The organism is Isoptericola sp. MSGPD8_1_ISO-PGPR-S23-394 (assembly GCF_058072785.1).
Genome location: NZ_CM176517.1, coordinates 3,497,004 through 3,512,093, shown reverse-complemented (window position 1 = coordinate 3,512,093; position 15,090 = coordinate 3,497,004). Strand labels below are relative to the sequence as shown.

Annotated in this window: 12 protein-coding genes and 1 pseudogene; 8 read left to right on the top strand and 5 right to left on the bottom strand. The window is 72.2% G+C overall.

All coding sequences use genetic code 11. The features are described 5' to 3' along the window. The first annotated feature begins 3 nt into the window (after positions 1-3). The 8 genes and pseudogenes from AC3RJ8_RS16140 (at position 4) to AC3RJ8_RS16105 (ending at position 10,029) form a co-directional block, all read left to right on the top strand. Positions 4-1,218 carry a pyridoxal phosphate-dependent aminotransferase gene (locus AC3RJ8_RS16140; RefSeq protein WP_489713563.1) on the top strand — a complete coding sequence of 405 codons (1,215 nt, stop codon included), beginning with the start codon at positions 4-6 and terminating at the stop codon, positions 1,216-1,218. A gap of 78 nt (positions 1,219-1,296) precedes the next feature. Continuing rightward, on the top strand, positions 1,297-2,550 hold the full coding sequence (locus AC3RJ8_RS16135) for an MFS transporter (RefSeq protein ID WP_489713562.1): 1,254 nt from the start codon (positions 1,297-1,299) through the stop codon (positions 2,548-2,550). Then, a complete protein-coding gene (locus tag AC3RJ8_RS16130; protein WP_489713561.1) occupies positions 2,543-3,373 on the top strand; it encodes a MerR family transcriptional regulator in 831 nt (276 codons plus the stop codon). The genes AC3RJ8_RS16135 and AC3RJ8_RS16130 overlap by 8 nt, the downstream gene beginning before the upstream one ends. Positions 3,374-3,521: 148 nt before the next feature. Beyond that, positions 3,522-5,189 carry an ABC-F family ATP-binding cassette domain-containing protein gene (locus tag AC3RJ8_RS16125; RefSeq protein ID WP_489713560.1) on the top strand — a complete coding sequence of 556 codons (1,668 nt, stop codon included), beginning with the start codon at positions 3,522-3,524 and terminating at the stop codon, positions 5,187-5,189. Between the two features lie 193 nt (positions 5,190-5,382). Beyond that, positions 5,383-6,564: a pyruvate dehydrogenase (acetyl-transferring) E1 component subunit alpha gene (gene pdhA / locus AC3RJ8_RS16120; protein WP_489713559.1), complete on the top strand. Its 1,182-nt coding sequence runs from the start codon at positions 5,383-5,385 to the stop codon at positions 6,562-6,564. Then, positions 6,561-7,589, top strand: a complete 1,029-nt coding sequence (locus tag AC3RJ8_RS16115) for an alpha-ketoacid dehydrogenase subunit beta (protein ID WP_489713558.1) — start codon at positions 6,561-6,563, stop codon at positions 7,587-7,589. Before pdhA ends, AC3RJ8_RS16115 begins: the two co-directional genes overlap by 4 nt. Before the next feature lie 25 nt (positions 7,590-7,614). Beyond that, a pseudogene (locus tag AC3RJ8_RS16110) lies at positions 7,615-9,092 on the top strand (dihydrolipoamide acetyltransferase family protein). 151 nt (positions 9,093-9,243) lie between these two features. Next, positions 9,244-10,029, top strand: a complete 786-nt coding sequence (locus AC3RJ8_RS16105) for a hypothetical protein (RefSeq protein WP_489713557.1) — start codon at positions 9,244-9,246, stop codon at positions 10,027-10,029. Between the two features lie 199 nt (positions 10,030-10,228). On the opposite strand, the gene AC3RJ8_RS16100 is transcribed toward AC3RJ8_RS16105, so the two are convergent. The 5 genes from AC3RJ8_RS16100 to AC3RJ8_RS16080 all read right to left on the bottom strand — a co-directional run bounded on the left by AC3RJ8_RS16100 (position 10,229) and on the right by AC3RJ8_RS16080 (position 15,004). After that, a complete protein-coding gene (locus AC3RJ8_RS16100) occupies positions 10,229-11,758 on the bottom strand; it encodes a PepSY-associated TM helix domain-containing protein (protein WP_489713556.1) in 1,530 nt (509 codons plus the stop codon). Between the two features lie 11 nt (positions 11,759-11,769). After that, complete coding sequence (locus AC3RJ8_RS16095; RefSeq protein ID WP_489713555.1) at positions 11,770-13,005, bottom strand: Dyp-type peroxidase; 1,236 nt, start codon at positions 13,003-13,005, stop codon at positions 11,770-11,772. After that, positions 13,005-13,589 carry a copper chaperone PCu(A)C gene (locus AC3RJ8_RS16090; protein WP_489713554.1) on the bottom strand — a complete coding sequence of 195 codons (585 nt, stop codon included), beginning with the start codon at positions 13,587-13,589 and terminating at the stop codon, positions 13,005-13,007. Before AC3RJ8_RS16090 ends, AC3RJ8_RS16095 begins: the two co-directional genes overlap by 1 nt. 11 nt (positions 13,590-13,600) lie before the next feature. Beyond that, entirely contained in the window at positions 13,601-14,245 is a 645-nt protein-coding gene (locus AC3RJ8_RS16085; RefSeq protein ID WP_489713553.1) for a copper resistance CopC family protein, read from the bottom strand. A gap of 123 nt (positions 14,246-14,368) precedes the next feature. After that, positions 14,369-15,004 carry a hypothetical protein gene (locus AC3RJ8_RS16080; protein ID WP_489713552.1) on the bottom strand — a complete coding sequence of 212 codons (636 nt, stop codon included), beginning with the start codon at positions 15,002-15,004 and terminating at the stop codon, positions 14,369-14,371. Positions 15,005-15,090: the final 86 nt, after the last annotated feature.

Genomic DNA, 15,090 nt, shown 5'->3' with positions numbered 1-15,090 from the left:
GCGGTGCGCACCATTCGACAGAGCCAGAAGCTCCGCGGCGTCCGCTACGACGTCCGAGGTCCCATCCTCACCGAGGCCCAGCGCCTCGAGGCCGAGGGCCACCGCATCCTCAAGCTGAACATCGGCAACACGGCACCGTTCGGCTTCGAGGCACCGGAGGCGATCCTCGCCGACGTCGTCCACCACCTGCCCGAGGCGCAGGGGTACAGCGACTCGCGGGGCATCTACGAGGCGCGCACCGCGGTCGCCCAGTACTACCAGTCCCGGGGGCTGCGGGACACCATGGTCGACGACGTGTTCATCGGCAACGGCGTCTCGGAGCTCATCTCGATGGTGCTGCAGGCGTTCGTCGACGAGGGCAACGAGATCCTCGTGCCAGCGCCCGACTACCCCCTGTGGACGGGTGCCGTCACGCTCACCGGCGGCACGCCCGTGCACTACGCGTGCGACGAGGCGAACGGCTGGATGCCCGACCTGGCGGACATCGAGTCGAAGATCACCGAGAACACGCACGCCCTGGTGATCATCAACCCGAACAACCCCACCGGCGCCGTCTACAGCGAGGAGATGGTCAAGGCGCTCGTCGACATCGCGCGGCGTCACGATCTCGTCGTCATGGCCGACGAGATCTACGAGAAGATCCTCTACGACGACGCGGTGCACCACCACGCCGCGACGGCCGCCCGCGACGACGTGCTCTGCCTGACCTTCAGCGGCCTGTCCAAGGCGTACCGGGTGTGCGGCTACCGGGCCGGCTGGGTGATGATCTCCGGGCCGAAGGAGACGGCGACCGAGTTCCTCGAGGGCCTCACGCTGCTCGCCAACATGCGCATGTGCTCCAACGTCCCCGCGCAGCACGCGATCCAGACGGCCCTCGGCGGCTACCAGTCGATCGACGAGCTCATCGTGCCCGGCGGTCGGTTCTACGAGCAGACCATGCTCGCCGACCGGCTGCTCAACGAGATCCCCGGGGTGTCCTCCGTCCGGCCGCGCGGTGCGCTGTACTGCTTCCCGCGGCTCGACCCGGAGGTCTACGCGATCGACGACGACCAGGACTTCGTCATCGAGCTGCTGCGCGCCAAGAAGATCCTCGTCACGCACGGCACCGGGTTCAACTGGACGGCACCCGACCACTTCCGGCTGGTCACGCTGCCGGACGTCGAGGTGCTCGAGGAGGCCATCGGCCGGATCGCGGAGTTCCTGGCGACGCGGCGGTAGACGGCTCGCCGTGCGGTAGGGACCCGTGTCGGACGTCACCCTTGACCCCGACGCGACGTCATAGTTCTCACTGGTCCCATGAGACTCGTACCCGTCGCCTACCTCGCGTCCTACACGCTGTCCCTGCTGGGCAACTCCGTCGCCGGGATCGCGCTTCCGCTGATCGTGCTCCAGATGACCGGGAGCGTGCTGGGGATGGGGGCGCTCGCCGCGGCGACCGCCGTCCCCGCGGTGCTCGCCGGCCTCTTCATGGGTGTGGTGATCGACCGGATCAACCGGCGCACGTCCTCGGTGATCACCGACCTCGTCTCCGCAGCAGCCGTCGCCGCCCTGCCGATCGTCGACATGATCACCGGGCTGAGCCTCGGTTGGTTCATCCTGTTCGGGATCATCGGGTCGGTCGGGGACGTGCCGGGCCTGACCGCGCGGGACGCTCTGCTGCCCGCGATCGTGCGGCACGGCAAGATCTCCTCGGAACGGCTGATGGGCCTGCGGGAGAGCCTGGGCGCGGTGGCGATGCTGATCGGCCCGGCGGCGGCCGGCACCCTCATGGTGCTGTTCGACGGATCCACGGTGCTGTGGATCACCGCGGCGACCTCCTTGCTGGCCGCGCTCATCACGCTCCTCGTCCCGCACCGGGTGGGCGCTATCGTCCGCGACCTCCCCGAGGCCGGCACGGACCGCGTCCCGGCGAGCGGGTGGACGCAGCTGCGAGAAGGCTGGGGCGTCCTGTTCCGCAGCCGGTTCCTGAGGATGACCACGTTGCTCAGCCTCGTGTCCGTCGTGGTCCTGGCTGCGCTGCAGGGCCTGGTCCTGCCGGTCTACTTCACGCTCGCCGACCAGCCGGGCATGCTCGGCTACGTCCTGACGGCGCTGGCGGCAGGGATGCTCCTCGGCGGTGGCACCTACGCGGTGCTCGGTGCGCGGGGTCGGCGCCGGTGGTGGTTCGTCACCGGAGTCGTCGGGACCACCGTGGGCTTCGCCGTCGTCGCGACGCTCGCCTCGGTGTGGGTGGTGTTCGCCGGTGCGTTCGTCGTCGGGCTGTCCGGCGGGCTGTTCAGCAGCCTCGTCGGTGTGCTGATGATCGAACGGATCCCCGAGCAGGTGCGCGGCCGCGTCATGGGGACGCAGAACTCGATGATGACCGCCGGGCCGCCGCTCGGGATCGTCGCTGCCGCTGTGGTCACCGAGTACGCCAGCCTGGACGCGGCGGCGATCATGCTCGCGGGCGTGTGGTCGGTCGCCGCGGTCGTCGGGCTGGCTGCACGGTCGCTGCGTAACCTGGAACCCACGGAGGAGTCGGAGGCGACGGTGGTGACGACCGGTGCGTAGCAGCGAGCTGGCCCGGCTCGCCGGGGTGTCGGTGCGGACGCTGCGCCACTACCACCAGACCGGCGTCCTCGCGGAGCCTGTGCGGGGGAGCAACGGCTACCGCCGCTACGACGTGCACGACCTGGTGCGCGTCCTGCGGATCCGGCGCCTGGCCGGCCTCGGGATCCCGCTCGCGCAGGTGCCGGCCATGCTCGAGGGGACGGAGACCGGCGGTCCGGCGGCCGACTCCGGAGAGCTCCTGGACGAGCTGGACCGTGAGCTGGCCGACCAGATGGACCGGCTCGCCCGCCAGCGGGAGGTGATCGCGCAGCTCCGCGACCACCACGCGGCCCCCGACCTGCCGCCGGAGCTGGCGCCGTTCGTCCGTGCCTCCCCGTGGGTGGGCGTCCTGGCGAAGATCGACCGCGACCAGACGGTGCTGCTGGCCCACCTGGCCGGCGACGAGGGGATGCCGCACCTCGCCAGACTCTACGAGCGGCTCAACGACGCCCTTCGCGCGGCGCGGGGGAACGCCCTGTCGGAGCGGTTCGACCGGCTCGGCCCCGACAGCTCGGACGCAGAGGTCACGGCCCTGGTCGACGACTTCCTGGCGGTCTACGGGCCGGTCGTGGACGAGCTCGCCGCCGCGCAGCTCCCGCTCGACCTGAGCGGGACGGAGGAGTTCTTCACCGAGTTCACCGACACGTTGCTCAACGAGCAGCAGCTGCGGGCCTTCAGGCTCCTGGAGTCCCGGCTCGTGACGCGGGCCACGGACAAAGAGGTTGCCGCCGAGCCCCAGCCGGTGGCACCCTCGACGTCGTCCCCGCGGGCAGGCCGCGTGTGAGAGGGGGCGGGCGGAAGGAAGCACGGTGACGGACACGCACGGCGGTCCCTCGACCTCGCGCTGACCTCTGCTCTCCCGCACCCGGACCGGTGCATCTCCTGGCGGGTGGACGACGTCGGCGCACGCCGCAGCGTCCCCCGGAGCTCCTGTGCCCTCCACTCCCGCCGTCGTCCTGCACGACCTCACGTTCTCCTGGCCCGACGGGGCCACCCCGATCGCCGGCGTGTCCGGCGCGTTCGGCCCGGGCCGCACCGGGCTGGTCGGCCTCAACGGCACGGGCAAGTCCACCTTGCTGCGCCTGGTCGCCGGTCGCCTGGCACCCACCGCCGGTGCCGTCGCCGTCACCGGCACCGTCGACCATCTGCCGCAGCGGATCACCCTCGACACGGACGCCACGGTCGCCGACCTGCTCGGCGTGCGGCGCGTGATCGACGCCGTGCGCGCCATCGCCGACGGCGACGTCCGCCCCGAGCTGTTCGACGTCGTCGGCGCCGACGGCTGGGACCTGGAGGAACGGGCCGTCGCCGCGCTGGCCGCGGCCGACGTCCTCGCCCGGGAGCCGGGAGGCTCGTCGGCCGGCACCGGGGTGCTCGACCGCCGCGTCGGCACGCTCTCCGGTGGCGAGGCCGTGCTGGCGGCCGTCACGGGCGTGCGGCTGCGCGGAGCGGACGTCGCGCTGCTCGACGAACCGACGAACAACCTCGACGGCTCCGCCCGCGAGCGCCTGCACGAGCTGGTCCGGACCTGGCGCGGGGCGCTGGTCGTCGTCTCGCACGACCGCGAGCTGCTCGAGCTCGTGGACGCCACCGCGGAGCTGCGCACGGGCAGCCTGACGACGTTCGGCGGTACGTACTCGCAGTACGAGGACCATCTCGCCCGCCAGCAGGAGGCGGCGCGGTCGGCGCTGCGCGACGCCGAGCAGACGCTCCGGCGCGAGAAGCGGCAGCGCATCGAGACCCAGGAGCGCATCGCCCACTCCGAGCGGCAGGGTCGCAAGGACACCGCGAACCGCAAGTACGTCAAGGCCGTGGTCGACGACCGGCGCAACTCCGCCCAGAAGGCGCAGGGTGCTCGGCGCGGGGCTGCGGCCGACGCCGAGGAGCGGGCGCGCGACGCGGTCGCGGCCGCGGGCCGCGCGGTGCGCGACGACGACCGCATCGTCGTCGACCTGCCCGACCCCGACGTGCCCGCGGGTCGTCGCCTCGCCGTGCTCCGGGGCACCGACGGGCGAGAGGTCGTGCTCGCCGGACCCGAGCGCCTCGCCCTGACCGGGCCCAACGGCGTGGGCAAGACGACGCTGCTCGAACAGCTCGTCGGGCCCGACGCCGGGGACGGGCTCGACGCCCGGCGCCAGGCCGGGCCCGACGGCACACGGGCCGCGGCGCGGCGGCTCACCGGACGCGTGGGCTACCTGCCGCAGCGTCTGGACGGCCTGGACGACGCGGCGACCGTGCTGGACGAGGTCCGGCGCCGGGCGCCGCACGTGCCGCCCGGGGAGCTGCGAAACCGGCTCGCGAGGTTCCTGGTGCGCGGCGACCAGGTCGACCGGCCGGTGCGCACCCTGTCCGGCGGTGAACGGTTCCGGGTGGCGCTGGCGAGCCTGCTGCTGGCCGACCCGCCGGCTCAGCTCCTCGTGCTGGACGAACCGACGAACAACCTCGACCTGGCCAGCACCGACCAGCTCGTGCAGGCGCTCTCCTCCTACCGGGGCGGCCTGCTCGTCGTCAGCCACGACCGGGCCTTCCTCGGCCGGATCGGTCTGGACGGCGAGCTGGTGCTCGGCGCGGACGGCACGCTGGTCGCGACGAGGAGCTAGGGGCCGACGCCGTGTCGGGTTGGAGGAAACCTCCAAAGGCTCGTCGTGAGCATTGGCCGCCGCACCGGGAGCCAAGACGGGGTGCCGACAACCTACGCTTGCGTAGGCTACGAAGGCGTAGGTTCGGCACCTGCCCGAGACTCGGGCACCGGACCTGGACCCGGCGCAGCCGCCCGGCAGGGAAGGAGACCGTGTGAACCCGGAACAGGCACGTCGCCCGGAGACGACTCGAGGCGCGACGGAGGAGGACCTCGTCCAGCTCGTCGCCGTGGACGGTCGCCGCACCGACGGACCTCGCGCCGCCGCCTACCGCGACCGCGCGTCCCACCTCGGCACCGACGAGCTGCGTGAGCTGTACCGCGACATGGTGCTCACGCGCCGGTTCGACGACGAGTCCACCGCCCTGCAACGCCAGGGAGAGCTCGGCCTGTACCCGCAGGGCCGCGGTCAGGAGGCCGCCCAGGTCGGCTCCGCACGGGCGCTGCGCCCGCAGGACTTCGTGTTCCCCTCCTACCGCGAGCACGGGGTGCTGCAGGTGCGCGGCGTCGACCCGGTGGACCGGCTGCGCCTCTACCGCGGTACGGAGCACGGCGGCTGGGACCCGGCCGAGCACAACGTGCAGCTCAACACCCTCGTGCTCGGCTCGCAGACGCTGCACGCCACCGGCTACGCGCTCGGGGTGCAGCGGGACGGGCTCGTCGGCACCGGGGACGCGGAGCGCGACACCGCCGTCGTCACGTACTTCGGCGACGGTGCCTCCAGCCAGGGCGACGTCAACGAGGCGCTGGTCTTCGCGGCGGTGAACAACGCACCCGTCATCTTCTTCTGCCAGAACAACCAGTGGGCGATCTCGGAGCCGACCTCGCGACAGACCCGGGTGCCGCTGTACAAGCGCGGCGAGGGCTTCGGCATCCCCGGCGTCCGCGTCGACGGCAACGATGTCCTGGCCTCGTACGCGGTGATGGACGAGGCGCTGGAACGCGCCCGCACCGGCGGGGGCCCCACGTTCATCGAGGCGTACACCTACCGCATGGGCGCGCACACGACGTCGGACGACCCGACGCGCTACCGCGAGCGTGCCGAGGAGCAGGAGTGGGCGCTGCGTGACCCGATCGACCGGCTCGCCGCCCTGCTGCGCGCCGAGGACCGCTGGGACGACACGTGGGCGGCCGGCGTCGAGGCGGACGCCGACGCGCTGGCCGAGCGGCTGCGGGCCGACGTGCGGGCCATCGAGGACCCGGCACCGTCGTCGATGTTCGACCACGTCTACGCGACGCCGCAGGCCCAGGTGGAGGCCGAGCGGGCGTGGTTCGAGGCGTACCAGCACGACACCGCCGAGGACGACCTGGACAGCAGCCTGGAGGCCGCCCGATGAGCACGCAGACGATGACCTTCGCGAAGGCCCTCACCGCCGGGCTGCGGGCTGCGCTGGACAGCGACGACAAGGTCATGATCATGGGGGAGGACGTCGGCCGGCTCGGCGGCGTCTTCCGCATCACCGACGGCCTGCAGAAGGACTTCGGCGAGCACCGGGTCGTGGACACGCCGCTGGCGGAGTCCGGCATCGTGGGCACCGCCGTCGGGCTGGCGATGCGCGGCTACCGGCCGATCTGCGAGATCCAGTTCGACGGGTTCGTCTTCCCCGCCTACGACCAGATCACCACCCAGCTCGCCAAGATGCACTACCGCTCGCAGGGCCGTCTCCAAGTCCCCGTGGTCATCCGCATCCCCTACGGCGGCGGCATCGGCGCGATCGAGCACCACTCCGAGTCGCCCGAGGCGCTGTTCGCGCACACCCCCGGGCTGCGCGTGGTCTCGCCGGCGACGCCGCAGGACGCCTACGACATGATCCGCGCCGCCGTCGTCTCGCCCGACCCCGTGCTGTTCTTCGAGCCCAAGGGCCGCTACTGGTCCAAGGGCGAGGTGGACCTGAGCAGCCCCGTCCCGTCCTTGGCCGGCGGGCCCGGGTCCGGGTCCGACGGCGGTGCCCCCGACCCGCTGGGGACGGCGCGGATCGCCCGGGCCGGCACGGACGTGACGCTCGTGGGCTACGGGCCGACCGTCGCCACGGCCCTCGCGGCGGCAGACGCCCTGGCCGCCGAGGGCACCAGCGCCGAGGTGGTCGACCTGCGGTCGCTCTCACCGCTCGACGTCCCCACGGTGGTCGGCTCCGTCCGCCGCACCGGGCGCTGCGTCGTCGTGCACGAGGCCCCCACGTTCTTCGGGGCGGGCGCCGAGCTCGCCGCCCGGGTGACCGAGGAGTGCTTCTACTCCCTCGAGGCTCCCGTCCTGCGCGTCGGTGGTTTCCACACCCCGTACCCGGTGGCGAAGATCGAGCACGACTACCTGCCGAGCGTCGACCGCGTCTGCGACGCCGTCGACCGGGCGCTGTCCCACTGAGCGGCCCGAGAACCCGAGGAGCACGATGAGCAACCAGCGCTTCCCCCTCCCGGACGTCGGTGAGGGACTGACCGAGGCCGAGATCGTCGAGTGGAAGGTCGCCGTGGGCGACACCGTCGCGGTCAACGACGTCCTCGTCGAGATCGAGACCGCCAAGTCCCTGGTCGAGCTGCCGTCGCCGTTCGCCGGCACCGTCGTGGCCCTGCTCGCCGAGGAGGGCACCACCGTCGACGTCGGCACCCCGATCATCGAGGTCGGGTCCGCGGACGTCTCCGTGCCCGAGGCCACACCGTCCGGTGCGCCGGCCTCGCCGGGTGCCTCGCCGGGCGCTGCGTCCGGCGGATCGACGAACGGCGAGGGCTCCGGGTCGGTGCTCGTGGGCTACGGCACGGGCGACTCCGCTGCCGGGTCGCGCCGCCGCCGGCGGCGCGCCGAGGAACCGGCAGCACCGGCTGTCCCAGCCCCGAAGCCGGCCCCGCGCCGGCCCCGGCACCGGCCCCGGAGAAGACGCCGGGTATCGCCAAGCCGATGATGAGCGTCCCCGCCGCCGTCGACGGCGCCGGTGCCGCGCCGTCGGGCACCACGCCGGCGACCCGGGTGCGGGTGCTCGCCAAGCCGCCGGTGCGCAAGCTCGCCAAGGACCTCGGCGTCGACCTGGCGTCCGTGCAGCCGACCGGCCCGGGCGGCATCGTCACGCGCGAGGACGTGGTGGCGCGCGCCGAGGCCGCCGCACCGCGGACGCTCGCGACCTACGCCGACGACGACCAGCCGTGGCTCGCCACCGGCTCGGTCACCGACGACGGCCGGCAGACGCGCGTGCCCGTGAAGTCCGTGCGCAAGCGGACCGCCGAGGCGATGGTGGCCAGCGCGTTCACCGCCCCGCACGTCACCGTGTTCCGCACCGTGGACGTCACCCGGACGATGAAGCTCGTCGAGAAGCTCAAGGGCGACAAGGAGTTCGCGGACGTGCGGGTCACGCCGCTGCTGATCGCCGCCAAGGCGGTGCTGCTGGCGATCAAGCGGCACCCCGAGATCAACGCGAGCTGGGACGACGACGCCCGCGAGATCGTCTACAAGCACTACGTGAACCTGGGGATCGCCGCGGCGACGCCGCGGGGCCTCGTGGTGCCGAACGTCAAGGACGCGCACCGGCACGGCCTCCTCCCGCTCGCCCAGGCGCTGGGTGAGCTCACGGCCACCGCGCGCGCTGGGCGGACCACCCCGACCGACATGTCCGACGGCACGTTCACCATCACCAACGTGGGGGTCTTCGGCATCGACACCGGCACGCCGATCCTCAACCCGGGGGAGGCGGGCATCCTCGCGTTCGGCGCGATCCGCCAGCAGCCGTGGGTGCACAAGGGCAAGATCAAGCCGCGCTGGGTCACGCAGCTCGCGTTGAGCTTCGACCACCGGCTCGTCGACGGCGAGCTCGGGTCGCGCTTCCTGTCCGACGTCGCGCGCGTGCTGGAGGATCCTGCCCGCGGGCTGGTCTGGGCCTGAGACCTTCGTCGCACCGGGCGGTGCAGGGGGAAGACACGCCGGTGGCAGGCAGCGGCTCGGGCGGGTGCGCATGCTAAGACTGCGAGAGCCCGCGGCGCCGGTGAGAGCCGGTGCCGGGGCGCCCCGTCCCTCCCCTCCCTGGAGAACCTTGATGCGCTCTGCCCGCTCGACGACCACCTTCGCCCTGAGCTGTGCCCTCGTGCTCGCCCTCGCCGCCTGCGGGTCGGGCGACGAGGCGGACACCACCGACGCCGCTCCCTCCGCCGAGGCCTCCGCCGACGTGTCTGCCGACACCGAGGGCTCGGCCGACGAGGAGGCCTCCGAGACCGACGAGACCGAGGAGGCCTCCGAGACCGACGAGGTCGCGGCGGAGGAGCCGGCCGACGAGGCTGCCGGCGGCACCGGGGCCGAGCCCGAGTGGGCCAACCCGCTGACCACGCCCGGTGAGGAGATCACCTCGTTCACGGTGGGCGACGTGCGCGTCGACGTCTACGAGGTCGGCGTCACCCAGGCGCCCAAGGACGGCCTGTTCGTCGACCCGGAGAAGAACGAGCCGATCATCGCCGAGGGGGACGACATCGTGTTCCTCAACTACGTGATCACCAACGAGGGCGACGCGATCGACCTCGGCTCCAGCCTCGTGAACGTCAGCGCCCGCTACGACGACTGGCCGTACATGCAGGGCATGGACACGATCACCGGCGCCGACCTCTACGCCGAGCAGGACGTCAACGACTCCGGCACGCACGCGACCGCGTTCCGCGACCCGTCGGTGTACCCGTTCGAGTCCGGGCAGTCGTACTCCGTGGGCACCAACTTCCACCACCAGGCGGACTCGCCGATCACGTTCGAGGCCACCGTCACGCCGGTGGACGAGAACGGCGACCTGCTGCACGACGACCGAGTCGAGGGTGAGGGCACGGCCACCATCTCCTGACGCCCTGCCGTGAGACCGACCCCACCCGGTCGGTCTCACGGCGGCGCCAGACGTCCCCCGGAGGCCGCGGCGGCCACCGACGGCGCGGCCGTCGACCGTGTCCAGCGCGACGTCGAGGCATCGGCGACCGGGTGGGGGGTCGCGTCCGGTCTGACGGCGGTCTCAACCCACCGACGCACCACCCAGGAGCGGAGGGTAGCTACTCCGGTTCGGCCTGCTGGTGCGCCGCGACAGGGCGGACACGGGGCGAGCTTCCCCGTGTCCGCCCTTCCTGCTGCTGTGCGGGCTGGTTGGTGAGGTCGGATCGTGACTTGAGGACGCTGATCACCGTGTCGATGAGGACGAACGCAGCGAGGGTGTATCCCACGAGCGGGATGAACAGGCCGATCGTGATGGCGGCGGCGAGCACCGCGGCGACACCCCACCACGGCGCGCTGCGCAGTGCACCGCGTCGGGGTGCGGGCCCGCCGAGCCCTCGCGGTTCGCGGGTGGGGCGTCGCTTCCACCACATGAGGTAGCCGAGCACGACCATGGCACCGATGCCTGCAGCGAGCAGGACGAGGACGAGCTGGTTGGGCAGGCCGAACATGAGGCCCATGTGCAGGGCGATGCCCCAGCTGCTGAGCTTGGCCATGAGCGGGAACGTGTCGACGTCGGACCGGTCGGTGACCTGGAGCGTGGTGCCGTCGATCGCGACGGAGTCGCCCGCGGTGGGGTAGCTGCGCTTGATCTCCCGGACCACCCACGCGGAGCCGGACTCGGTGGGGGGCTTGATCTCGGTCGGGGCCGCGTCGATGTTGACGCGTTGCGCGATGGCGTACACCGAGTCGAATGCGGCGGGGCTCAGGGCGTCCGACGGCACGGCGGGCGCTGCGTCGTGGTCGTGGTGGGCTCCGTCCGAGGTGGCGGGAGAGGCACCGAGGTCGGTCTCCAGCGCCGGTGTCTCCCAGCCGGCGGCGGTGCGCAGGCTCGAGATGTTCGCACCCGCGAGCTGGGACCACGTCATGCCGGTGGCGGAGAGGAACAGTGCGCCCAGGAGCACCCAGGTCCCGAGAGATGTGTGCATCGACAGGTAGCGCCGGTAACCGGTGTGCTTCAGGTTCGGCCGGATCATGTCCTTCTTCCGGCGGGTCCTGCGGATCCTCGAGATCCACATCGCGGCCCCAGCCAGTGCGACGATCCACAGCCACGAGGCGGCGAGCTCGCTGTAGAAGCGCCCGGCGTCACCGAGGTGGAGGCTGCGGTGCAGGTTGGAGATCCAGGTGCGCAGCGGCAGCGAGCCGCTGGTGCCGTACACGGTGAGGTCGCCGCGGACCTCGCCGGTGCCTGGATCGACGAAGATGCCGCGGGTCTCGCTGGAGCCCAGCGAGTCGTCGGCGAACATCACGCGGGTGGTGTCGCCGGGTTCGGGAGCGGGACGAACCGCGGTCGGGATCGCGTCGGTGGCCGCGAACCGCTGGGCGGCCGCTACCTGTTCGCCCAGGCTGAGTGTCGTGGCGGTGGCGGGTGCGTGCAGCTCGTCGTCGTAGACGATCTGCTCGAACGTCGGGGCCAGTGCGTAGAGGGCGCCGCTTGTCGCGGCGACGAGGATGAAGGGCCCGACCAGCAGTCCGGCGTAGAAGTGCAGGCGCCGCATCAGGTCGCCGAACCAGGGACGGTTGCGGCGCGGCGCGGTTCCGCCGTCGTCGGTGGGAGGTCGGGTGGTCGGGTCGGTCAGGGTGTGGGTCATGAGGTCTGCTCTCAGGTCAGGAGCGTCTCGCCCACGTATCCGCCGTCTGCGCACCCGGGGGGCACGGCGAAGACGGCGGAGCCGACGGGGACGGTCCACTCGTTGAGGAGGTCGAGCTGGTCGAGGCGCTGTTGGATCGGCGTGAACTGGGCGTCCACGTCGGCCTGGAAGGACACGAAGATCAGCCCGGCATCGGAGATGCGGTCGGCGGTGGCTCCGTCTTCGTAGTTGTAGGCGCGGCGGAAGATGCGTTGCCCGGGGTCCTCGGGACGGGCGCGGCGCACGTGCGAGAACTCGGGGATGACGGGAAAGCCGATGGCGGTGGTCGCCTCGAAGTCGGGCTCGTCGTGCTCATCCGTGCCGGTCAGGGGTGCCCCGGTGGACAGGGTCCGGCCGACGGACTGCTCTCGCCCGCCTCGGTCGAGCTCGTCCCACTTGTCGAGGTCCATGCGGATGCGGCGCACCACCATGCTCGTGCCTCCGGCGAGCCAACCGTCGTGCTGGGTCCACACGACGCGGTCGAACTCGGCCGTGCCGGGCGACGGGTTGGAGGTTCCGTCGACCTGCCCGAACAGGTTGCGCATCGTGGCGCCGGGCTTGACCGAGCCGTACGCGCGCCGGAAGCCCTGTTGGGTCCAGCGCACGCTCGCGAAGCTGCGGGAGTCTTTGAGCAGCATCCGGGTGGCGTGCGCCACGGTGAGCGGATCGTCGGCGGCGATCTGGATCAGCAGGTCACCGTCGGACAGCTCGGGCTGCAGCCGGTCGACGCTGAACGCCGGCAGGGGCGCCAGCCACGCCGGGGCGACACCCTTCGCTCGTACCACGAATCGCGGGCCGAAGGCGAACGTCACGGTCAGGCGGGCCGGCGTGACGGCGAGCTCCGGCTCGGAGTCCGCTAGTGCTGGCTCCCCCTGGGTGAGGCGGGCCGCGTCGTCGGACAGGATGCGCATCATGCGGCGCATCGCCTCGCGGTCGGTGCCCTCGTGCAGGTCGAGCGCCACGAAGACACCGTGCGCCTGCGCGTCGGTGTCGATACCTGCCTGGTGGGCGCCGTAGAACGGGACCGTCGACTCGCCGTTCATCGGCGCGGCGGCCGGGACGGGCTGCGCGGGCCGGTCGGCGTTCAGCACCGTGTCGACGCCGATCGCGGCGGCCGCGCCGACGCCGGCGACAGCTCCCCCGAGGAGGAACTGCCGCCGGGTCGACCCGGCCCGACCTGTGCGCGCGCCCTTACCGGGCGACGCCATCAGTGGTCCATGTCCGTCTCGGAGTCGGACCCACCCATGTCCATCTCCGAGTCGTTGTCGTCGCCGCTCTGGTAGTTCTCGTTGGCGCCGGAGTAGTCCTTGACCGGTGCCGTGAACTCGTACGTCGAGTCGTCCGAGAACGTCAGGGTGAACGTGACCTCCTCGCCCGCCTGCAGCGGGTCGGTGAGGTCCATGAGCATGATGTGGTTGCCACCGGGCTCCAGGTCCAGCTCTTGGCCGGCGGAGATGACGAAGCCGCCCTCGACCTCGCGCATCACCATCTCGCCGGCGTCGTTCTCGACCGTTTCGTGCAGCTCCAGGGCGGAGGACGCCTCGGTCGTGGCGGACACGACGGTGGCGTCCGTGGAGCCGTTGTGGACGAGCTTGCCGAACGCGGCGGTCATTCCGGAGTCGGCGGCCTTGACCCACGCGTCGTTGATGGTGACGGAATCACCGGCGGGCGCGGCCGACGTCTCGGACGCAGCCGCGCCGTCGTCGGAGGTGGAGCAGCCGACCAGGGCGAGGGAGGCCGCGGCGAGGACGACGCCGAGGCGTGCGGGGGTGGTGTGGTGACGAAGTGTCACGAGAGTGCCTTTCAGGATCGGTCCGACGACGAGGGGTCCTGCCCCTGGTCGTCGTCGCCGTCCGCACGGTGGCGGCGGCGCAACAGCTGGACGATGGTGAGCAGGGCGAGCGCGACCAGTGCGCCGCCCGCTCCGACGAGGGCCGCTCGTGGCAGCCCCTCGCTCTCCTGCGCGGTCTGGTCCTGCGAGTTCTGCGAGCTCGGCCCTGCCTGGTCGGCGTCCGCCGAAACGTCTGACGACGGCGACGGCGACCCTGCCGGGTCAGCACCCGTCGCGTCCGGCCCGCCGTCTCCGACGACGAACCGGACGACCCCCTGGATGGGGTGACCGTCGGACGACACGACGCGCCAACGCACCTCGTAGTCGCCGTCAGGCATACCGGGCTCGAGCTGTGTCGAGACGACCGGACCGTCGACGCTGGGCGGCGAGGCCGCCCAGTTCTCGTCGGACCCGTCGGCGACGACGACGGCGGCACCCACGTCCATGATGTCGGCGCTGTACTCCAACGACACGGACGTCGGCGCACCATCGAGGCGTGCGTCGGACTCCGGGTCGCTCGAGATCAGCTGGTCGTGGCCGGTCGCGGTGGGCGCCGTCGCGAGCATCGCGACCACAGCCACGGCGACCCCTGCCACGACAGGGCGGGTTCGGGGCATGACGAAACCTCTCCTCGGACGCGCAGAGGCGTCAGCGCGACCCGCCGCCACGAGGGACGCGGGCCGGCGCGGGAGCGTGCAGGGCAGCACCCGGCCAGCATGCTGCCGACCAGGATGCAGAGCTCAGACCGCGAGGAGGAAAGGAGGACCCCGCCGCGACACCGGCGACCGCTGCGGGGCGGGATGGGTGGGCCGGTCGTTCGCTGCACCGGCGACCGCCCGGCTCCGAGCACCAGGAACGAGGACGTGCACGCCGGCGACCTGGCGAGGAAGCCTGCGGCCGATCGCACGGCCCGCGGCCTGGCGAATGCGCAACACCATGAGCTCGCCGCGATACAGCACCCCGACCGTGACCAGAGCGGCGACGCCATGCCAGGCCCACATCATGGGCGACGCGTGCACCATCTCCATCGTGGGACCGGTCGCCGCCGACAGCACCCCTTGGCCGTGCGCGGCGTGACCGTGCATGTCGGCAGCAGCCGGAGCGCGACCTGCCGGCGTCGTGCCCAGCACGAACAGCAGGTGGAACAACAGCTGGCTCACCGCGACCGATGCCGAAAGGCGCCACAACGACAACCCGCGGCCGGCCAGCGCGGTACACACCTGGAGCGAGAACACCAACGGCAGGACGATGCCGGGCCAGCCGGGCATCTGCCCGCCGCCCGCAAGGTGGCACACCAGCGCAACCAGCGTGGCCGAGGACGCAGCAAGACCACCGCGCAGCAGACGCGCGGGTCCTCGACGCTCGGCAGAACTCATCGACAGGCTCACCGCTCACTGGGACGAAGGGGCGGCGGCCACGGCCGCCGCGTCACGCACCCTATCCTCCGCCCCGATCGAGGGCC